The organism is Peribacillus sp. NPDC096622, assembly GCF_044762665.1.
GTDB classification, from domain to species: Bacteria; Bacillota; Bacilli; order Bacillales; family DSM-1321; genus Peribacillus; species Peribacillus frigoritolerans_B.
In genome coordinates, this window is the sequence record NZ_JBIWES010000009.1 from 76489 (window position 1) to 97834 (window position 21346).

The window sequence follows — 21346 nt, forward strand, 5'->3', positions numbered from 1 at the left end:
TCCATTTATGGATTGGTCTTTTTACATGGAAGAAACGCAGGATCGCAAGAAAAATATCATTTATGGACGCTAATATTTGAAATCATCTGCTGTTTTTTAGTATAATCTTGAAAAAACCCTGTGGTTAAGCGATTTTCAGCAATATAATAAGTTTAATTTCTATAAAAAAGGGAAATGATGAATAGCGAAAGACAAAATTTATAATATATACAATTATTAATGAAAAGATTCCCATTATTTTTTGAATTCCCTTGCTAAGCTTATAGGATTTGTGATAATCTACATACAGAAAACGCGTTATAACAGCGATTTCAACCTATTTATAAATTTTCGGATGAATTATTTGGAAATTAAACCGGCTTGGTAATCCCTGATTATCAGGGAATGAAATTTTTTCGACCGAAACTAATATCAAATCACTATTATAGTGTTGTAATAATGATTTTTTATAAAGATTCCTTTTGGGAGGAGGTGAATGGCATGAACAAAACAGAATTAATTAATGAAGTTGTTACAGCAACTGAAATTTCTAAGAAAGACGCTACAAAAGCTGTTGATGCTGTTTTTGATACAATCTTAGAAGCTCTAAAAAACGGTGATAAAGTCCAATTGATTGGTTTTGGTAACTTTGAAGTTCGTGAACGTGCGGCTCGTAAAGGCCGTAACCCACAAACTGGTGACGAAATCGAAATTGCAGCTAGCAAAGTGCCAGCTTTCAAACCCGGTAAAGCGCTGAAAGATGCAGTGAAGTAATTCTACCATTACATACGGGTGCTTAACCGAAAAGGGCCGCGTGAAAACGCGGCCCTTTTTTTGCTTCTTAATTTCCATCTGTGATAATATAAAAGACAGTGAATATTTTAGAAACGCTTCAGATGGTAAATCTGTCACAAGGAAATAACCATTCGAAACCGCTTCCGGCGAAACTGCTTTTAATGGGCTTCAATCTATGGGGTAATGGTTCGCTTTGATAATTGCAATTATGGATTTCCGGGTGCAACGCGCTTTGGTTTTTTTATCTGAATACATAATATTATTGATTTTTTAGGAGGTACAAATAATGGCTAATGTTGATCATGCCAAATTAGAAGAAGCAGTTAAAATGCTTCTCGAGGCTGTAGGGGAAGACCCGACGAGGGAAGGACTGCTGGATACTCCTGCCCGTGTAGCCAGAATGTATGAAGAAATTTTTTCTGGGCTTAATCAAGATCCTAAGGAATATTTCGATACTGTTTTTGGAGAGGACCATGAAGAACTCGTACTAGTAAAGGATATTCCGTTTTACTCGGTATGTGAACATCATTTAGTCCCTTTTTACGGGAAAGCCCATGTAGCATATATTCCGAAAAACGGAAAAGTGACTGGCTTAAGTAAATTGGCACGGGCGGTTGAGGCTGTATCGAAGCGTCCGCAACTTCAAGAGCGTATCACTTCTACTGTTGCAGACTCGATAATGGAAAAGCTCGAGCCTCATGGTGTAATGGTTGTAGTAGAGGCTGAACATATGTGCATGACCATGCGAGGTGTAAAAAAACCCGGATCTAAAACAGTGACTTCAGCTGTAAGGGGAACGTTTGCGAAAGATCATCGTACTAGAGCTGAAGTTCTGGCGTTCATTAAAGACTAAGGACATGGGGGCAGGAAAAAATGAATGAAAAAAAGATTCTGAATGATTTTGTCGTAATCAAAGCCATTGAGGATAGTGTGAATGTCATCGGGTTGACAAGGGGAACGGACACCAAGTTTCATCACTCCGAAAAACTGGACTCAGGAGAGGTGATGATCGCACAATTCACGGAGCATACCTCGGCAATTAAAATCAGGGGCCATGCAAAGGTCTATACTCCATTCGGAGAGATAGAAAGTGATTCCAAAAAGAATTCACCTGACAAATGATAGCTTCTCAATGCTTGGTTAATTAGTAAATCAATCATCTGATATCGCGTTTAACAAGCTGTAAATTTCCCGCATCCATTTTTTGAAGAGCAAAAGTCGATGATTTCCTTACTTTTGGAAGTTTCATTTTATAAACGTTGACCATTTCATCTGATTGTTTTTATGGTATAATAATGTGTATTTTACACAGACAGAAACCAATATGTATGAAAAAAATTATCTTTCGGGGATGCAAGGGTGATCTCAATTGTTAAACATAACGGACGACATAAGGCAATTAAAACGATTAATAGAAACGAAAGCTCAACATCCATATTTATTGAAGTATATACAAAAGCCAAGCTTGGACGAAGATAAACTGATATTGCTTTGGGGATTGTTTAACGAATTGGACGTTAAAAGCGAAAAACGGAATCAATACATCATTTCAACCATGTTAGTGCAAATAGCTCTGGATACCCATGAAATCGTCTCGAATTCGGGTGAAGGGATCGAGTCACCCGAGGTATTGAAAAATCGTCAATTACAAGTGCTTGCCGGTGATTACTATAGTGGCTTATATTATCAAGGGCTTGCCAGTGCAGGTAATGTTGATATGATCCGAATACTTTCAAGTGCGATAAAAAAAATAAATGATAATAAAATCATTCTTTACCAACAAGGGTCCATTCATGATGTACCAACGCTTTTAATGACGGTAAAAGCGATCGAGGCTTCACTGATTCATAAACTGGCGGATTACTATAATGAGCCTGCCTGGATAGAAATATCGGAAGACCTGCTGCTTTTAAAACGGTTGCATGCCGAGAAGAGCAGTTATATGATGTCGGGGCAATCAATAGTTTTTGATGCCCTAAGGGAAATGCCTTTTGATGACTCGATTGGTGGGGATATTCCCATTTCGGAAAAGGAAGAGCAGGTACGCACCAAATTCGACAAGTGCCTGAGGGATGCCAGGCAATCCGTAGAGCGCTCGATGCGGAAGCTGGCAAAGTTGGATGATGAACTACTGGAAAGAGTGAAGTCCATCTTGGAACAAACAGAGAGTATTAATTCATATGTGAAAGAAGGGTGAATCATGGAGCAGTCTAAAGAGCAAAAAGTTCATCATGTCTTTGAAAAGATTTACGGAAATTATGACAAGATGAATTCCCTCATCAGCTTTAAACAGCATCTTAAATGGCGGAAGGCTACAATGGCCATCATGAATGTCCCAAAAGGCGCCCATGCACTGGATGTATGCTGTGGAACAGCGGACTGGACCATTGCCCTTGCTAATGAAGTCGGACCAGAAGGAAAGGTTGTTGGTCTGGATTTTAGTAAAAATATGCTGAAAATCGGCGAACAAAAGGTGAAGGAACTCAATCTGGATCAAATTTCCCTAATGCATGGGAATGCAATGGAACTTCCTTTTGAGGATAATAGCTTTGACTATGTCACGATCGGTTTCGGGCTGCGGAATGTCCCTGATTACATGAAAGTGCTTAAAGAGTTAAACCGTGTAGCCAAGCCGGGTGGTATGGTCGTTTGCCTTGATACGTCACAGCCAACGATGCTAGGCTTTAAACAGGGCTATTATTTTTATTTCCGTTTCATCATGCCCATGTTCGGCAAATTATTCGCAAAAAGCTATAGTGAATACTCATGGCTGCAGGAATCAGCTCGAGATTTCCCAGGCATGAAAAAGCTTGAAAACATGTTTAAGCAGGCAGGAATGGAAAATGTCAGTTATAAAGCCCATTTCGGTGGGGTAGCAGCAACACATTTCGGGTACAAGCCTTCAAAATAAGCAGAATAGCAATGGACAAAGCTGGGTGGAATGTATGAAATTTAAAATGATGTATTCATTTTTGAATGCAGATTTGCAATTAATAGAAAAAGAACTGGAAGCCGCAATTGAAGCGGATTCCACGGTTTTAAGGGAAGCTTCCCTGCATTTACTGCAATCCGGTGGAAAAAGGATCCGTCCGGTATTCGTCCTATTGGGTGCGAAGTTTGGCAACTATGATATTCATGTCGTAAAGCATGTCGCAGCGACTTTGGAACTGATCCATACGGCTTCCCTTGTACATGATGATGTTGTGGATGATGCGGATTTACGCAGGGGATCCGCTACCATTAAGTCGAAATGGGATAATCGTGTCGCCATGTACACAGGCGACTTCATTTTTGCTCGTGCACTGGAAATGATGGCGGTTATCGAATCTCCGCTAGCGCATCAAATTCTCGCTGATACAATGGTTGAACTATGTCTTGGGGAAATTGAACAAATAAAAGATAAGTACAATTTCGAACAGAATTGGCGGATATACTTTAGGAGGATCAAACGGAAAACGGCATTGCTCATTGCGTCCAGCTGCCAGTTGGGAGCCATTTCAGCAGGCGTTGAAGAGAGGATTCACCAAAAGCTATTTAAATTCGGATATTATGTCGGTATGTCCTATCAAATCACCGATGATATATTGGATTTTACGGCGTCGGAAGAAGAGCTTGGGAAACCGGCCGGCAGTGATTTGATTCAAGGTAATATCACTTTACCCGTATTGATCGCTATGGAAGATCCAAAGTTAAAAAAGCTTATCGAAACTGTTCGGGAAGATACGCCAAAAGACGAAATGTCCCATATAATCGATGCGATAAAAACTTCCGGTGCCATTGAACAAGCAGCGAGGATCAGTGATATGTATTTAGAAAAGGCTTTTACTGAGTTGAAAGGTCTTCCTGCCATTAAAGCTAGAAAAACTTTATCGGATATCGCGAAAAATATCGGAAAAAGAAAGTTTTGATAATGGGAGTTGCGAAACTCATCAAACAATGGTAATATTCTAAAAGTATTGCCTTATATAGGCAAATAACAATGATACATATTAGGAGTGACATTCATGGAAAGAACATTTTTAATGGTTAAGCCTGACGGCGTTCAACGCAATTTAATCGGTGAAATCGTTTCCCGTTTCGAAAAGAAAGGCTTCCTTCTTGCAGGAGCAAAATTAATGGTCATTTCTCAAGAATTGGCTGAGCAACATTATGGCGAGCACAAAGAACGTCCTTTCTTTGGCGAATTAGTGGACTTCATTACTTCAGGTCCTGTCTTCGCAATGGTTTGGGAAGGTGAAAACGTAATCGCAACTGCACGTCAAATGATGGGTGCTACTAACCCTAAAGATGCAGCAGCAGCAACAATTCGTGGCGATTTTGCCGTAACTGTTGGCAAAAACATCATTCACGGATCTGATTCAGCTGAAAGCGCTGTACGTGAAATCGGTTTATTCTTCAAAGAAGAAGAACTTGTTGAGTATTCTAAACTTGTAAACGAGTGGGTTTATTAATTAATACTCATCACTTTATAAGAAGCGGGTTCCATCGTCATAATGCGATGGAACCCGCTTTTTTGTATTGCTTTTTAGCTTCCCGGCAAGGTAAGGAATTATTTTAGTTTAAAGAAAATATGGCGCTCTCCGATATATAAAGGGAAGGGCCACTTAAAATAATTATGTGCAGGGGAGTCGTGGGAATGCCTCAAGAATATGAAGAGTTTATCCGTAATATCAAAATGTTGACAGGCATTGATTTGGCATTATATAAGGAAGGGCAAATGAAAAGGCGGCTGACATCTCTATATGAAAAAAGAGGGTATCATTCATTTCGTGAATACTATAAAGGCATTCAAACCAATCCTGGAGTTTTAAATGAGTTTTTGGATAGAATGACAATCAATGTTTCCGAATTTTATAGAAATGCGAAAAGATGGGAAGTGTTGGAGCGGAAAATCCTCCCTGAGTTATTAGCAAGCAAAAAAAAGTTGAAAATTTGGAGTGCGGCCTGTTCAACCGGCGAGGAACCATACACGCTTGCAATGATATTATCCAATCTGGTTCCACTTAGCCAGATAGAGATATTGGCGACGGATCTGGATGAAAATGTGTTGGCGCGGGCGGAATTGGGGATGTATCCTGAACGTTCCTTAAATGAAGTGCCTGAAGAAATCAAAAGGAAATACTTTGAAAAAAAAGCGGATTTTTATCATGTCGATGATGAAATCAAGAGAAGGGTAACATTTAAAAAGCAAAACCTTCTCGCTGATCGATTTGAACAGGGGTTCGATTTAATCGTTTGCCGCAATGTGTTAATTTATTTCACTGAAGAAGCCAAAAATTTATTATATGAAAAATTCAGTGCATCACTAAGAAGCGGCGGGATTTTTTTTGTAGGAAGTACAGAGCAAATATTCACCCCTGGAAAATATCAATTTGAAACGATCGACACATTTTTTTATAAGAAAAAGTAAATACTTTTAAAAAAAGGACTGATTCTGCTCATGGGCATTCAGTCCTTTTCGTTTGTACAGTAATAGCAAAGCCAGTAGAACCTCTAATTTGGAAGATAAACTATATCGAAAATATTTAAGTACTTGTAAAATAGAGTGAAAAGTGATTAAATTCAAACAATATGGTTTTTACGTTTTACATATACCCACATTTCATAAAATTGTGGTATATTGATACATATACACTTTAAAGTGCTAAAAGGGGGCTGGAAGATGAGATATTTAACAGCGGGAGAATCACATGGTCCGCAGCTGACTACTATCATTGAAGGATTACCGGCAGGAATGCCGATTTCGAATGAGGATATCAATCAAGAATTGGGACGCAGGCAAAAAGGGCATGGACGTGGAAGAAGGATGCAGATCGAGAAAGATCAGGCTTTTATTTCTTCGGGAATCAGACATGGCTACACACTCGGTTCACCGGTTGCTTTGGTCGTTGAGAACGATGACTGGAAGCATTGGACAAAGATTATGGGTAGTGAAGGGCTTTCAGAAGAGGAAGCTGAAGAAATTAAACGTAAAATCACCCGTCCTCGTCCTGGTCATGCAGACTTGAACGGCGGGATTAAATATGGGCACCGCGATTTGAGAAATGTTCTGGAACGCTCTTCAGCCCGTGAAACGACAGTAAGGGTGGCAGCAGGTGCTGTCGCTAAAAAACTATTGTCTTTATTGGGAATAGAAGTGGCATCGCATGTTTTGGAAATTGGCGGAGTGAAGGCAGAACCGCCAAAATATGAAAATATTCAGCAATTGCAACAAGTAACAGAAGAATCTTCAGTTAGATGTTTTGACAAAAACGTGGAGCAGCAGATGAAGGATGCAATTGATGAAGCGAAGCAAAAAGGAGATTCCATCGGCGGAATCGTCGAAGTCATTGTAGAAGGAATGCCGGTGGGTGTGGGAAGTTATGTGCATTATGACCGTAAGCTTGATGCAAAACTGGCCGCAGCAATTATGAGCATCAATGCATTTAAAGGTGTGGAAATAGGTCTTGGATTTGAAGCGGCCCATCTATTCGGCAGTGATGTCCATGATGAAATCGCTTGGGACGAAGAACAGGGTTATTACCGGAAAACCAATCGCCTTGGCGGTTTTGAAGGCGGTATGACAACTGGAATGCCGATTGTTGTACGCGGTGTGATGAAGCCGATCCCCACTTTATATAAACCTTTGAAAAGTGTTGATATTGATACGAAGGAAGTGTTTGAAGCAAGTGTCGAGCGTTCCGATAGTTGTGCGGTTCCTGCAGCAGCAGTAGTTGCTGAGGCGGTAGTAGCATGGGAACTGGCGGATGCCATCGTTGATCAATTCCCTTCAGATCGTTATGAGCAATTAGCAGCATACATAAGATCATATCGGGAAGAAGTAAAGGGGTTTTAAATCATGGAATCCATCCAAATAAAAACGGCTTCCAAGCAATATCCGGTTTTAATTGGCAAGAAGGCGATAAATGAATTGCCCGAATTAATAACGCATGAATTAAATCATTTAAACAAGATTCTAATCATAACTGATGAGAAAGTGGCGGCCCTTCATTTGCAGACTGTGAAGGACGCCCTGATCAAGACGGGAAAACCGGTCTTGCATCATGTAGTGCCAGAAGGGGAGCATGCTAAAACATTCGATGTGTTTTATGAATGCCAAAGCTTCTGCTTATCCCAGCAGATTAATCGCAAGTCATTGATTATTGCCCTAGGCGGTGGGGCAGTCGGTGACTTGGCTGGATTCGTTGCAGCTACTTTTATGAGAGGGATTCCATTTATACAGGTTCCGACGACTTTGCTCGCCCACGATAGTGCAGTGGGGGGCAAGGTTGCCATCAATCACCCGCTAGGGAAAAATATGATTGGGGCCTTTCATCAGCCTGAAGGGGTCATTTACGATCTGGAATTTTTAAAAACTCTGCCACTTAAAGAATTAAGGTCAGGTTTTGCAGAAGTCATTAAACATTCCTTGATAGCAGATAATGAGTTTTATCTATGGTTAAAGTCGAATATTGTTGATTTGAATGATATAACGGATGAGCAATTCCTAACAATGATTACAAAAGGGATTGGCATTAAAGCTAAAATTGTCGAAGAGGATGAGAAGGAAAACGGCATTCGTGCTTTTTTGAATTTTGGTCATACGCTTGGACATGCAGTGGAAGGTTCAATGGGATACGGAAACTTTACGCATGGGGAATCGATTTTAATCGGGATGGTATATGCTCTTAAATTAAGCAGAAAGAAAGCCGATCTCGATTTTAAACTAGATGAGTTTATTGACTGGGTTTCTTCTTTAGGTTATCAAATAACCATTCCAACAAGACTTGAACATGCGATGCTGCTTGAATTAATGAAAACGGACAAAAAATCGGTCAATGATGCAGCTACCTTTGTCCTGCTAACCGAAGTGGGGTCACCGCTATTAATGGATATAGCCGACTCTGAGCTGATAGAGGAAATGGCGGATATGATATAGAGTTCAGGAGAAGGGGGACTATGTGTGATTAGAGGAATAAGGGGTGCCACTACAGTAGAAAGAGACACAGAAATGGAAGTGATTTCCGCTGTTGAAAAGTTGATGGGCGAAATCATTCAGGTCAACGAAATTGATCCGGATATGGTAGCTTCTGTATTTTTTTCTGCTACGGAAGAGATTCGTTCTGTCTTCCCTGCCAAAGCCTTGAGGAAATTCGAAGGCTGGACTTATGTACCGGTTACATGCATGAAAGAAATACCGGTAAGCAATTCCTTGCCATTTTGCATCCGGGTCATGATCCACTTAAATACGACGAAATCTCAAAAAGAGATACAGCATGTATACCAGGCAGGGGCTACGGTATTACGGCCAGATTTGACAAAGCAGATATAAGATGATTATAAATCTATGAATATGATATACTATTCTCACACTTTCTTACTTTAAAGTGATAAAAAATTAGAGGTGATTGACATGAAATGGAATGAAGCGGTCCTTTCCTTGAAGTCTTATCAACCGGGAAAATCCACTGATGAAGTGAAAAAATTATACGGGTTGGAAAAAATCACGAAATTAGCTTCAAATGAAAATCCTTTTGGCTGTTCGGAAAAGGTCAAGGAGTCCGTTAGGAATTCAACCCATTCGTTTGCAATCTATCCAGATGGATATGCAACGTTGCTTAGGGAAGCTGTTGCAAAACATACAGGTGTGAAAGAAACTCAGCTTATTTTTGGTAATGGATCTGATGAGAACATTCAAATCATCTCCAGGAGTTTATTGGGGGCTGGAAAGAATACGGTCATGGCAACAGGAACTTTTTCGCAGTATCGCCATAATGCCACGCTAGAAGGCGCGGAAATCAGGGAAGTTCCTCATATTGACGGTGCTCATGATTTAGAAGGAATGCTTAAAGTAATAGATGATAAAACAGCGGTTGTCTGGCTTTGTACTCCAAATAATCCAACAGGTAAATACATTTCGGAACAGGATTTATTATCGTTCATCGAAAAAGTGCCGGAAGATGTTCTTATCGTTTTGGATGAAGCTTATTGTGAATATGCAACGGCTGAGGATTACCCCAGAACGAATCAATGGATTAATAAATATAAAAATTTGATCATACTCCGGACTTTCTCAAAAATTTATGGACTTGCCAGTTTTAGGGTTGGGTACGGTTTGGCGGATGAGGATATTATTCAGAAACTAGATCCGTCCCGGGAACCATTCAATGTGAACACATTTGCACAGAATATTGCTATCGTCGCTTTAGAAGATCAAGCCTTCATTGAAAAATGCAAGGAAGAAAATCAAAAAGGACTCAAGCAATACTATGATTTTTGCAATGAGGAAAATTTGGCTTATTACCCGTCACAAGGTAATTTCATCTTTATCCATTTTAAACAGGATGCAGATGTGGTGTTTCAATATTTGCTTGAGCGCGGCTACATCGCAAGGTCGGGGAAATCTTTCGGTTTTCCTAACAGCCTAAGGGTAACGATTGGTTCTACGGAAGAAAATGAAGGAATGATCAATGCTATTAAAACTTTTTTGAATGAAGTTGAGGCACCTTCTGATTCGCTGCTTTAACGTTTCATCAAACCTAGAGGAGCATAAAAGATGCGGGGGAGAGAAGAGTGAAGGGTAAGGTTTTTGTAATAGGTTTAGGTCTAATAGGCGGATCACTGGCCATGGCTGTACGCCATGCACATCCTGAAGCCGTGATTGTTGGTATGGACCTAAGTGAAAAGAATATTCAACTATCGATGCTATTGGGGATCATTGATGATTCTGTATCATCTTTGGAAGCGGGAGCATGTGAAGCTGATTTGATTCTACTTGCTGTGCCTGTCAATGAAACCGTGAAGATTTTAGCGCAATTGGCTGATATGGATTTAAAAAGTGATGTCCTCATATCTGATGCAGGAAGTACGAAGGATACAGTCGTTAAGGCAGCGCAACCATTGATAGATAAAGGGGTGGCCTTCATCGGGGGGCACCCTATGGCTGGTTCCCATAAAAGCGGCGCTGCAGCAGCCAAATTGCATTTATTCGAACATGCATTTTATTTGCTTACTCCCGGGGATTCCATCAAAGAAGAAAAAGTTGAGCAGCTGAAAGGGTGGCTGCAAGGGACAAGAGCTAACTTTCTCATTGTTAGTCCTGCCACACATGATAAGCTGACTGGGGTCATTAGTCATTTTCCGCATATTGTCGCATCGGGGCTCGTTAAGCAGGCAGAAAATTACAGTAAGGAAAACAAGTTGATTTCAAGGCTCGCAGCAGGCGGATTCCGAGATATTACAAGAATCGCTTCAAGCAGTCCGGAAATGTGGCGTGACATTTTGTTACATAACCGGGATGTGCTACTTGAATTAATGAATGATTGGCTGAATGAAATGGAGCATATAAAAGGTCTGGTTGCGAATGAAGATAGTGAAGAAATCCTTCGATTCTTTACCGATGCCAAGATTTTCAGGGATGATTTGCCAACACATGCGAAAGGCGCTATACCAGCGTTTTATGATTTATATATCGATATACCGGATTATGCCGGAATAATTTCTGAGATTACCGGATATTTGGCACAAGAAGGTATCAGCATCACAAACATAAGGATCATTGAAACCAGGGAAGAGATATACGGTGTGCTGGTCATCAGCTTCCAAACGGATGTTGATCGCATAAAAGCTGCGGAGTGTATTTCAAGACATACAGATTATGAAACGATCCTGGCATAATATTGATAGGGAGGATGGTTTTATGAATACTAAAAAATTACAAACGAACATCCAAACATTACGTGGTTCGATTGCCATACCTGGAGATAAGTCGATCTCCCATCGTTCGATAATGTTTGGAGCCCTTGCCGAAGGAGAAACGACAGTCACTAATTTTCTTCCAGGAGCCGATTGTTTAAGTACGATTTCTTGTTTTAAGCAACTTGGAGTCCATATTGAACAAGATGGCCAGCACGTCAAAATTGAAGGCAAAGGTTTTAATGGATTAAAGGAACCTGAATCAGTACTGGATGTCGGAAATTCTGGTACCACGATCAGGTTAATGATGGGCATATTGGCAGGACAGGATTTTTCAGCCGTTTTGGCAGGTGACGAATCGATAGCCAAACGTCCAATGACCCGGGTAGTCAACCCTCTTCGTCAGATGGGAGCAATCATTGATGGCCGAAAAGGAGCCGAATATACCCCCCTCGCCATAAGAGGAGGCAAATTACAAGGATTTCGCTATGAATTGCCTGTAGCCAGTGCACAGGTAAAATCTGCGATAATCTTGGCTGGATTACAGGCAGAAGGTGAAACGATCATTATCGAACCGGAAGAGACCCGTGATCATACAGAACGAATGATCCAGGAGTTTGGCGGGAAAATCGAAAAGGACGGTCAAACGATTAAAGTGAGTGGAAATCAAGTCTTCAAAGGGACGAACATCCATGTGCCGGGTGATATTTCTTCGGCGGCTTTCTTCATGGTGGCTGCAGCGATTACGGAAAATAGTGAAGTGGTGTTAAAGAATGTGGGCCTTAATTCGACAAGGACTGGAATCATCGAAGTCATGAAGTCGATGGGGGCGGATATCACGATAGAGAAGAAGACGAGCGAGGGTGAACCAGCAGGAGACATCACGGTCAGAAGCTCCCGGCTAAAAGGAACGACCATCAGCGGTGATCTAATCCCCCGTCTCATCGATGAAATACCGGTAATTGCACTTCTGGCGACACAGGCTGAAGGGATAACCACGATCAAGGATGCAGCAGAACTAAAAGTGAAAGAGACGAATCGAATTGATACTGTTGCAAATGAGCTTTCCGTCCTGGGGGCAGATATAACCCCGACAGCAGACGGATTGATCATCAAAGGTCGTAAAGCCCTGAATGGAGGCATGGTCACAAGCCATGGGGATCATCGTATCGGGATGATGCTTGCTGTAGCGGCTTTGATAACGGATGGGGAAGTGGAACTTGCCGACCCTGATGCCATCGATGTATCATATCCACAATTTTTTGGACATTTGACGCAATTGATAAAGTAAATAAAAAAAAGTTTACATACCTTATTTGGTCTGTAAACTTTTTTTAAATGCTTAAAAGCATTGAAAGCGCTAACATCAGGGCTTTTTTGGACCTGTATTGATCATGAAAATAATGAAAAAGGGGTTCATGATCAAAAAGGAGATTTACCGTAGCGTGGAGAATTAACTAGTAACCTTTTTTTAATGAGAATGGAGGGGACTTCATCAATGGAATACAAGGCTACAGTATGGTAAACTAATGAATACTGTTTACTATGCATCTCGCGATTACTGGGTATTTTGTGCTTAATGGCAGAATATGTTACATTATGGCGTGAGTGTGTATGACTAGGGACCAAGTCTATCATGCAAAAGGAAGGATTCAACAATGAACACAGTGGAACAAGTTATACAGCATTTAAAAAAAGGGGAATTAACAGAAGCTCTTAAACATATAAATCGAATTAAATCATCAGAGTCAGCAGAGGACATTTTATTGCTGGCCGAAGAAATGCTCCAGCTTGGTTTTGCGGAAGAGGCAAAGGATCTTTTTGAACATCTGCTGCAACTCTATCCCGATGAAGGAGAATTGATTGTTTCGTTGGCGGAAATCCTGATTGACATGGACCAGGAAGATGAAGCGATGCTGATGCTTGAAAAAGTAAGTGCAGATGATGAAGTATATCCAAGTGCTTTGCTTTTGGAAGCGGACCTTTATCAATTACAGGGGATGGATGAGGTCAGCGAACGGAAATTACTGCAGGCCAAGGAAATGCTTCCAGATGAGATCATCATTGATTTTGCACTAGCTGAACTGTTCTTTCATCAAGGAAGGGATCAGGAAGCCATTGCAAATTACATAAAGGTTTTGGAACAGGAACAAGAAATCGCTGGTGTTAATGTCAATCAGAGGCTTGCTGAAGCATTAAGCAGTTCAGGGAAGTTCGAGGAGGCCCTTCCGCACTTTGAAAAGGCCTTAAAGGATGGACTTGAAATCAACACTCTATTCGAATATGCATTTACAGCTTTTCAGGCAGGTCTTTATGAGACAGCCGTACGAAAGTTTATTGAACTGAAAGAATTGGATCATGAATATCATTCTCTATATTTGTACCTGGCAAAGAGTTATGAACATCTTGAAGATCTGGAAAATGCCTTGAAAACGGTCAAAGAAGGAATCAAGGCTGATGAATTCAATAAGGAACTTTACTTCTTCGGTGGAAAAATAGCCTTGAAAAGCGGACTTGACGAAGAGGCGGAAAATCTATTTAAAGAAGCACTTGCCATTGATCCGGGATATCTGGAAGCTGCACTCACCCTTTTGAAATTGTATATGCACCAAGAAAGGTATGAAGATGTATTGGAGTGTATTGGTGAAGTAAGGCGATATGGAGAGGATGATCCGCAGTTTGAATGGATAGCTGCTGTCTCTTATCAGCATACCGAACAATTTAAAGAGTCATTAACCAGCTATCATAAAGCATATAATTCATTCAAGAGCAATCAAGATTTCCTTGAAGATTATGGTTTCTTTTTAATTGAAGAAGGAGACAGAGCCACATCTAGAGAAGTATTTAATAAGCTGCTTGAGATGAACCCGGCTAATGATGAGTATGCAATGATTTTGGAGCGGCTAGGTGAAAGCACAGATGAAATGTAGATAAGTGAAACAAAACTAAATCAAGACAGAGGAGGGAATTCATGGTGGCTGCCCCTGTTTCTGTGAATGAGAAGAAGGATTTTATTCGGTGGTTTTTAAATCATTATCAACTAAAACGAAGAGAATGCGTATGGATATTGAATTATCTAATGAGTCATGATCAACTAATGAAAAAGGTTCATTTTGTAGAAAATGCACAATATTGCCCACGTGGACTGATTATGTCGACACATTGTGTGGATGAAGTCCCTTTCAGGTTCTATAAGTCCAATATCATGACGACCGATGCAGAGAAATCTTTTCATGATATCCGTTTGAATCGGGATGAAGACATTTATATTCAGCTCAATTTTAAATCGTCTTACTCTTCTTATCAATATGCAGCGGTACTCGAGCACAATCCCTTCATGCCGAAATCGACGGCATCGAATGAAAAAGATCAGCTGCTTGCTGAACAATTTTTAGAAAGAAGCATGTTGTATTTTCAAAGGGACCGACTGCTTAAGGAAATCGATGAAGCACTTGATAAGCATGATGAACAAGCATTTAAGAATTTAACCGAACAATTGAATCAATTGAAAGTACTTGGATGAAATAAATTGACCTTTCCGTAATCAGGAAAGGTTTTTATTTTTTAGGCTCTGTTAAAGCAAAATGTTGATTATTTGATACTTACCCGAATTCGAATTCTTAGTATTATGGATATAAGAACAAATATTCGGGGGGAACGAAAAATGAGCAAAGTGTTAGCAATTTACTAAAGCACATTGATAAATTACCACATACGAAAAAAGAACAAGTATATCAATGGGTAAACGCTATGTTCAGCCTTCTTCCTCTGTCGGTGGTCGTCTAATCAACGAAATGAGAGAAACTCGTTTCAAAGAAGGGTTTGTATGCCCTCATTGTGAATCTGAACACGTTGTTCGGTTCGGAAAATATAATGGTCGCCAACGTTATCGTTGTAAATGTTGTAGTAAAACCTTTACTGATACGACTAACACTGTTTTATATCGCACCCGAAAAGGAGACGAGTGGATTACATTTGTTGAATGTATGTTTAAAGGTTATTCCCTACGAAAATCGGCTGAAATTGTAGGGGTTACTTGGGTTACACTTTTCTATTGGAGATACAAGTTGCTAAACGCTCTCAAACAAATGGATTTTGAAGGTATCGTTGAAATTAACGAGACCTATTTCCTATACTCTGAAAAAGGAAAACGAGGCATTACAGACCGAAAACATCGAAAGCGTGGCGGAAAATCTAAACATAGAGGTATCAGCCACGAACAAGTTTGCGTTCTTGTTGCCAGAGACCGTACCAAAGCAACTGTTTCTAAAGTTGCTTGTATGGGGTGAGTTGTGAAAGATAAAGTAGATAAAATGATTGGTTCTAAGTTAACCGCTGACAACGTACTTGTAACAGATGCTTGGAGAGCCTATAAAACGTATGCGAAAGAAAAAGGATTAGAACATTATAGAATTAAATCCACTGATGGTAAGTACGTTCTCAAAGGCTTATATCACATTCAAAATGTCAATGGTCTCCATTCTCGTATGAAACAATGGATAGACCGATTTAAAGGTGTGGCTACCAAATACCTCGACAATTACCTCGCTTGGTTCTTGTTTATTGATAGTCGTAGTAACGAATGTACGAGACATAATATCAAAGGATTTTTATTAAAATCATTTGTATTTGAAATGACAGATACTTATGATAGTTTACGCTTGTCAAAATTCAATTTGTAGTCCATATTCGACTAACGACGTACATTTGGAGTGGTAAAGTGGAAATATATATTAGAGAACAAGTGTATTCTTTTAATCAAGAACACGACTTTTTGGTTAATCCTTCACCTAAGACAGTATACGAAATTGATGCAGAAGACATTGGGATTGAGGAATTCTTTATCCTATTTTTCTCCAGCTTAAATCAGTTTCCGTTGTTTATTACCTTTGAATGGTATGACTGGGATGTTGATGGAATGAGAGACCAGTTAGATAAACTTGGGGTAATTTATACGCATAAGTCCGTCCCTCAAAAAACAGCATATAGAATGACCGAATATGGAGAAATCCATTTCGATATATTGATTTTTAGTGTCGAGGTTAGAGATAAAAATCAACTATCTAAAATTATTTTTAAATCCCTTATTCCATATCATCTCTTTATAATTTCAAATCAGAATACTGTAACATTTGGTGAAAGGTTTGACCATGAGGACGGCGTAAAGTTGAATATGAATGAATCTACAACTTTTTGTAAATTGGAATACGATATCCCCTCTACCTATTTGGTAACAAACCAATTGAAAAATATGGATGAATTGATTGCTGTTCTTCCTGAAAAGTTAAAAGTTGTGAAAGAAGATTAAGTTATCTAGTTAAACAATCGCACCTGTAGTTTAACAATAATAGGGGCAAGCCTGATAAAAGGGGTTTCCCTATTTAATATTTAAATTTCAACATTAACATTTAACAGAACCTTTTTTTATAAAACATTGATAAAATCCACATTTTTGTAAAGACTATGGGTATATGGTAAAGATGTTATAAAAATAATGGTAAAATGATAAGGAGTTGATTCAAAAAATCGGGAGTGAAGAAAAAACATGAAGTGGACAGCAAAAGATCTTGACATGTATATGCAGTCAAAAGAGTATGTGGATACCGTTTTGATTCCTTTGGTTCCCTTATCTTTTAAAGGGCAAATGAAGCAAACGGGCTCAATGAATGAATTTCTTACCATTTTAAGCTTGGAAATTGAAAAGCAGATGAAAGGAAGAATTCTTTTATTGCCGACATTTCATTATTTTAGTGATGAAATGGATAAGGTTGAACGGTTAAAGGGTTGGGTCAATGAAGTGAAAGAAAATAAATTCGAGCATGTTTTCCTTCTTACATCGGATTTCGAATGGAAAAAGGAAGAGCGGGAATTAGAAAATAATTTAGTATGGATTCCGGCCATTCCCTTGGAGGGGCTTGAAATTGAACAAGCAAGGGAAATGATAAACCAGCAAGTTCTCCAAATCCTTGATATTTTCTCTTATAATTGGAAAAATGAAAAAAAGTAGGATTTTTCGCATTATTTGACACATAGTTGCCACCTTTTGGGTTTTACAAATATTGACCTTGGTAAATTATTGAGATATCATGGAAATGTCCTAGTTTTATAGTGTCGCTATTTATTGGTCCTTTGGGCTCTCAGTATAGTAATAGAGGGGGGGAAAACGCATGAGCAAGCATAATGTTTCACGACGTCAATTCCTTAATTACACACTTACTGGCGTTGGTGGATTTATGGCGGCCGGTATGTTGATGCCTATGGTTAGGTTTGCAATTGATCCTGTATTATCAGCTGATAAAGGCGGGGATTACGTTGCAACTAAGCAGAAGGTAGGTGAACTGACTACCGAACCAACCCGTGTCGACTTTAGTTTTAAACAGGTCGATGGGTGGTATGAGTCTGAAGAAACGAATACAGCTTGGGTTTACAAAACGGACGATGGTAAGATCGTTGCATTATCTCCAATCTGTAAACATTTAGGCTGTACGGTAGGGTGGAATACGGATAAGACTAATCCGAATCAATTTTTCTGTCCTTGCCATTACGGCAGGTATACGAAAGATGGGATGAATGTGAAGGGGACACCACCGGTTTCACCATTGGATGTCTTTGACACGAAAGAAAAAGATGGAATACTTTATTTGGGTCAACTAAAACCGCATGGGGAGGCGTAAACATTGCTAACAAAGTTATATGACTGGGTGGACGAGCGTTTAGATATTACGCCGTTATGGCGGGATATTGCTGACCATGAGGTTCCTGAACATGTTAACCCCGCACATCATTTTTCTGCATTCGTATATTGTTTTGGTGGGTTAACTTTCTTTATTACGGTCATCCAAATCTTGTCAGGTATGTTCTTGACGATGTACTATGTCCCGGATATTAAAAATGCTTGGGAATCTGTTTATTATTTGCAAAATGAAGTTGCCTTCGGTCAAATTGTCCGTGGTATGCATCACTGGGGAGCAAGTCTAGTTATCGTTATGATGTTTTTACATACTCTTCGTGTCTTCTTCCAGGGAGCTTACAAAAAACCGCGTGAATTGAACTGGATGGTCGGCGTATTGATTTTCTTCATCATGCTGGCATTAGGCTTGACTGGTTATTTATTGCCATGGGATATGAAAGCGCTATTCGCAACGAAAGTTACTTTGACAATTGTCGAATCGGTACCGTTGATGGGACCGGCACTCAAGACATTGATCGCAGGAGATCCAACCATCGTTGGAGCACAGACATTGACACGATTCTTTGCAATTCATGTATTCTTCCTGCCTGCAGCATTATTTGCTTTACTAGCGGCTCATTTCCTGATGATCCGAAAACAAGGTATTTCAGGTCCACTATAAAAGAATGGTGAACCAAGAACCAAAAAAACCTTTTCATAAAGGAGGGGAATTGTTCAATGCATCGTGGGAAAGGTATGAAATTCGTAGGTGACTCGCGTATCTCCGCGGACCGTAAACCGAATATTCCGAAAGATTATTCAGAATATCCTGGGAAAACAGAAGCATTTTGGCCTAATTTCCTTTTAAAAGAATGGATGGTAGGAGCTGTATTTCTTGTAGGTTATCTTTGCCTGACAATCGCACATCCGTCACCACTGGAAAGGATAGCAGATCCTACAGATACAGCGTATATTCCGCTGCCAGACTGGTATTTCCTATTCCTTTACCAATTACTTAAGTATACTTATGCTTCAGGTCCTTATAATGCAATCGGGGCTCTAGTAATACCTGGTTTGGCTTTCGGAGCGTTGCTCTTGGCACCTTTTTTAGATCGTGGTCCAGAGCGGAGCCCGGCAAAACGTCCTTTTGCTGTAGGCTTCATGCTATTGGCAATTGCCGGCGTTTTCTATTTAACATGGGAGTCTGCAGCCCACCACGATTGGGAAGCTTCCAAGAAACAAGGAGCGATCGTGGAAGGTGCAGACATTGATAAAGAGAGCGATGGGTATAAACTGATGGATTCCAGTGGCTGTATTAGCTGTCACGGAGCAGAGTTAACTGGTGGAGCAGGAGCGCCAAGCTTAATTGACACTGGCTTGAGTCCAGAAGAAATCTCTAAAATCGCAGTCAAAGGCCAGGGTGCCATGCCAGCTGGCATGTTCAAAGGTACAGATGAAGAATTGGCAACATTAGCAGAATTTGTATCTGGTTTATCGACAAAGTAATATAGCCATCAACAGCATTTTCTTTCAAATGCTGCAAATGAAGCTGACGACTACGGTTGTCGGCTTTTTTATTGGTAAATTGAAGCGTAAATGAGAAGAAATTGAAATGGATACTTGGTTTTCTGGTTGATGGCCTGTAAAATGAATATACTTGAGAATGATAAGTGAGGGTAAAAGAATGAATGTTATTTACAGTTGGCTTGCAAATCGGCAAATGCTAGCTTTGTTATTATTAATAAATATATTCGGTACTGCCTATGGATATTATTGGTACGGCAGTCAATTGGAAAACACTCCGGCGATTTTTTTGGCATTTGTACCGGACAGCCCGACAGCTAGCCTGTTCTTTGTATTTGTTTTATTGGGGTTCCTGTTAAAAAGGAATTTCGGACTTATGGAAGCGTTGGCGATTATAACACTATTCAAATATGGAATATGGGCGGTTGTAATGAATTTTATGACCTTCGTGACAACTGGCTCATTGCCATGGGAAGGTTATATGTTAATGGCTTCTCATTTGGGGATGGCGATACAAGGGGTATTATATGCACCATTTTATCGAATAAAACCTTGGCATTTGATAGTGGCAGGTATTTGGACCATACATAATGACATAATCGATTATGTTTTTGAAATGATGCCAATTTATCGTGATTTATTGGTATATATGAATTCGATAGGTTATTTCACTTTTTGGCTCAGTATACTATCCATTTTTGTCGGCTGGTATTTTGGATATAGAAAAAAGCGAATCACCCTATCCATCATCTATTAAAAAGTTAACTCTAAATACAGCTTTGTAAAAGCAGGGTTAACTTTTTTATGTTGAACGAGGTCTACTCATGTTTTTTCTTTCATATCGTTTTAGTAGAGATATGAGGAGGGACGAGTAGCATGTTAAAAAAATTCATATTAACCATTGCTGTTTTATTTGTCGTCTTACATTTCCCTGTCTATGCAGAATCCTCTTCAAGTTTGGAGCAATTAGATAACATTTCCGATAGAGCCTTGGAAATGACCAAGTTGAAGCGATATGGAGATTCGGAAAAGATGCTGACGTTTTTTTCTGACCGGTTTTTAAAAGAGACAGCGAAAGAGCAGATCCTTGACATGGACGAACTTCGAATTATCACCGTAGCTCATAATGAGGCGTTGATGACAATAAAGGATATGAACAAGGGTGATTCCGAAAAGGTTAATTCTGTTACAAAGTTCCGGCTTGTTGTTGATGCGGTCAAGTCTACCCATCAGCCCCTTTGGACAGAGATGGAGGATCAAATGATGAATTCTTTCCAGCAGACAAAGAATGCCGCGATCAACCAAGACACAATTACCTTCAACAGCCAATTGAACTTATTCCTATCACAATATGAAATGATATATCCAAGCTTGAAAGTCGACCTTTCCAAAGAAACGATGCAACAACTGGACACGAGGATTCAATACATCAACCAATACCGTCCGGAGGTAATCAGTGATGGGGATAGTCAAAAGGAACTGGATGCGTTGCAAAACGAACTAACCTCCATTTTTGATGATATGGGGGAAGATGATGCAGACCCTTCCCTTTGGTGGGTCATCATATCGACAGGCTCAATCATCATCATGACGCTTTCTTATGTAGGCTGGAGAAAATATAAAGGTGATAGGGAAAAACCAAGGAAAGAACATAATGATTAAAAAGACAGGGGAAGAGAACACTATATTTGACACGGTTGCCTT

At 39.8% G+C, this 21346-nt stretch carries 23 protein-coding genes and 1 pseudogene; all 24 read left to right on the forward strand.

Going from position 1 to position 21346, the window contains the following annotated elements:
* The first annotated feature begins 480 nt into the window (after positions 1–480).
* Positions 481–753, forward strand: a complete 273-nt coding sequence (locus ACIQYG_RS16750; protein WP_034308023.1) for an HU family DNA-binding protein — start codon at positions 481–483, stop codon at positions 751–753.
* A gap of 307 nt (positions 754–1060) precedes the next feature.
* Positions 1061–1627 carry a GTP cyclohydrolase I FolE gene (gene folE / locus ACIQYG_RS16755; RefSeq protein WP_034308020.1) on the forward strand — a complete coding sequence of 189 codons (567 nt, stop codon included), beginning with the start codon at positions 1061–1063 and terminating at the stop codon, positions 1625–1627.
* 20 nt (positions 1628–1647) lie between these two features.
* Positions 1648–1896, forward strand: a complete 249-nt coding sequence (gene mtrB, locus ACIQYG_RS16760) for a trp RNA-binding attenuation protein MtrB (RefSeq protein WP_076365643.1) — start codon at positions 1648–1650, stop codon at positions 1894–1896.
* A 247-nt stretch (positions 1897–2143) separates the two neighbouring features.
* Positions 2144–2971 (forward strand): heptaprenyl diphosphate synthase component 1, encoded by an 828-nt coding sequence (locus tag ACIQYG_RS16765; RefSeq protein WP_402839937.1) that lies wholly within the window; start codon positions 2144–2146, stop codon positions 2969–2971.
* A gap of 3 nt (positions 2972–2974) precedes the next feature.
* A complete protein-coding gene (locus tag ACIQYG_RS16770; RefSeq protein ID WP_402839940.1) occupies positions 2975–3685 on the forward strand; it encodes a demethylmenaquinone methyltransferase in 711 nt (236 codons plus the stop codon).
* Between the two features lie 34 nt (positions 3686–3719).
* On the forward strand, positions 3720–4682 hold the full coding sequence (hepT, locus tag ACIQYG_RS16775; protein ID WP_402839942.1) for a heptaprenyl diphosphate synthase component II: 963 nt from the start codon (positions 3720–3722) through the stop codon (positions 4680–4682).
* A 96-nt stretch (positions 4683–4778) separates the two neighbouring features.
* Positions 4779–5225, forward strand: coding sequence for a nucleoside-diphosphate kinase (gene ndk, locus ACIQYG_RS16780; protein ID WP_034308008.1), 447 nt, complete (start codon positions 4779–4781; stop codon positions 5223–5225).
* 185 nt (positions 5226–5410) lie between these two features.
* Entirely contained in the window at positions 5411–6184 is a 774-nt protein-coding gene (locus tag ACIQYG_RS16785; protein ID WP_402839945.1) for a CheR family methyltransferase, read from the forward strand.
* 252 nt (positions 6185–6436) lie between these two features.
* Complete coding sequence (aroC, locus tag ACIQYG_RS16790; protein ID WP_402839948.1) at positions 6437–7609, forward strand: chorismate synthase; 1173 nt, start codon at positions 6437–6439, stop codon at positions 7607–7609.
* A gap of 3 nt (positions 7610–7612) precedes the next feature.
* Positions 7613–8692: a 3-dehydroquinate synthase gene (gene aroB / locus ACIQYG_RS16795; protein WP_402839951.1), complete on the forward strand. Its 1080-nt coding sequence runs from the start codon at positions 7613–7615 to the stop codon at positions 8690–8692.
* 24 nt (positions 8693–8716) lie between these two features.
* Positions 8717–9085: a chorismate mutase gene (gene aroH, locus ACIQYG_RS16800; protein ID WP_402839954.1), complete on the forward strand. Its 369-nt coding sequence runs from the start codon at positions 8717–8719 to the stop codon at positions 9083–9085.
* Positions 9086–9166: 81 nt separating this feature from the next.
* The gene (gene hisC / locus ACIQYG_RS16805) at positions 9167–10279 is read left to right on the forward strand and encodes a histidinol-phosphate transaminase (RefSeq protein ID WP_402839956.1); all 1113 of its coding nucleotides are present in this window, start codon (positions 9167–9169) and stop codon (positions 10277–10279) included.
* Positions 10280–10326: 47 nt separating this feature from the next.
* A complete protein-coding gene (locus ACIQYG_RS16810) occupies positions 10327–11430 on the forward strand; it encodes a prephenate dehydrogenase (protein WP_402839958.1) in 1104 nt (367 codons plus the stop codon).
* Positions 11431–11452: 22 nt separating this feature from the next.
* Positions 11453–12739, forward strand: a complete 1287-nt coding sequence (gene aroA / locus ACIQYG_RS16815; protein WP_402839961.1) for a 3-phosphoshikimate 1-carboxyvinyltransferase — start codon at positions 11453–11455, stop codon at positions 12737–12739.
* Positions 12740–13106: 367 nt separating this feature from the next.
* Positions 13107–14378 carry a tetratricopeptide repeat protein gene (locus ACIQYG_RS16820; protein ID WP_402839963.1) on the forward strand — a complete coding sequence of 424 codons (1272 nt, stop codon included), beginning with the start codon at positions 13107–13109 and terminating at the stop codon, positions 14376–14378.
* A 41-nt stretch (positions 14379–14419) separates the two neighbouring features.
* Positions 14420–14971, forward strand: a complete 552-nt coding sequence (locus ACIQYG_RS16825) for a ReoY family proteolytic degradation factor (RefSeq protein ID WP_063233222.1) — start codon at positions 14420–14422, stop codon at positions 14969–14971.
* Positions 14972–15144: 173 nt separating this feature from the next.
* A pseudogene (locus ACIQYG_RS16830) lies at positions 15145–16130 on the forward strand (IS1595 family transposase).
* A 38-nt stretch (positions 16131–16168) separates the two neighbouring features.
* Complete coding sequence (locus ACIQYG_RS16835; RefSeq protein ID WP_402839967.1) at positions 16169–16756, forward strand: hypothetical protein; 588 nt, start codon at positions 16169–16171, stop codon at positions 16754–16756.
* A 237-nt stretch (positions 16757–16993) separates the two neighbouring features.
* Positions 16994–17455, forward strand: coding sequence for a YpiF family protein (locus ACIQYG_RS16840; RefSeq protein ID WP_402839969.1), 462 nt, complete (start codon positions 16994–16996; stop codon positions 17453–17455).
* A 160-nt stretch (positions 17456–17615) separates the two neighbouring features.
* Positions 17616–18122 (forward strand): Rieske (2Fe-2S) protein, encoded by a 507-nt coding sequence (locus ACIQYG_RS16845; RefSeq protein ID WP_034307977.1) that lies wholly within the window; start codon positions 17616–17618, stop codon positions 18120–18122.
* Between the two features lie 3 nt (positions 18123–18125).
* Positions 18126–18800: a menaquinol-cytochrome c reductase cytochrome b subunit gene (gene qcrB, locus ACIQYG_RS16850; RefSeq protein ID WP_034307974.1), complete on the forward strand. Its 675-nt coding sequence runs from the start codon at positions 18126–18128 to the stop codon at positions 18798–18800.
* Between the two features lie 56 nt (positions 18801–18856).
* Positions 18857–19624, forward strand: a complete 768-nt coding sequence (locus ACIQYG_RS16855) for a menaquinol-cytochrome c reductase cytochrome b/c subunit (protein ID WP_402839974.1) — start codon at positions 18857–18859, stop codon at positions 19622–19624.
* Between the two features lie 178 nt (positions 19625–19802).
* Positions 19803–20399 carry a lipoprotein heptaprenylglyceryl N-acetyltransferase LhaT gene (gene lhaT, locus ACIQYG_RS16860; protein ID WP_402839977.1) on the forward strand — a complete coding sequence of 199 codons (597 nt, stop codon included), beginning with the start codon at positions 19803–19805 and terminating at the stop codon, positions 20397–20399.
* 119 nt (positions 20400–20518) lie between these two features.
* Positions 20519–21304, forward strand: coding sequence for a sporulation protein YpjB (gene ypjB, locus ACIQYG_RS16865; RefSeq protein WP_402839980.1), 786 nt, complete (start codon positions 20519–20521; stop codon positions 21302–21304).
* The last annotated feature ends 42 nt before the right edge of the window (positions 21305–21346 follow it).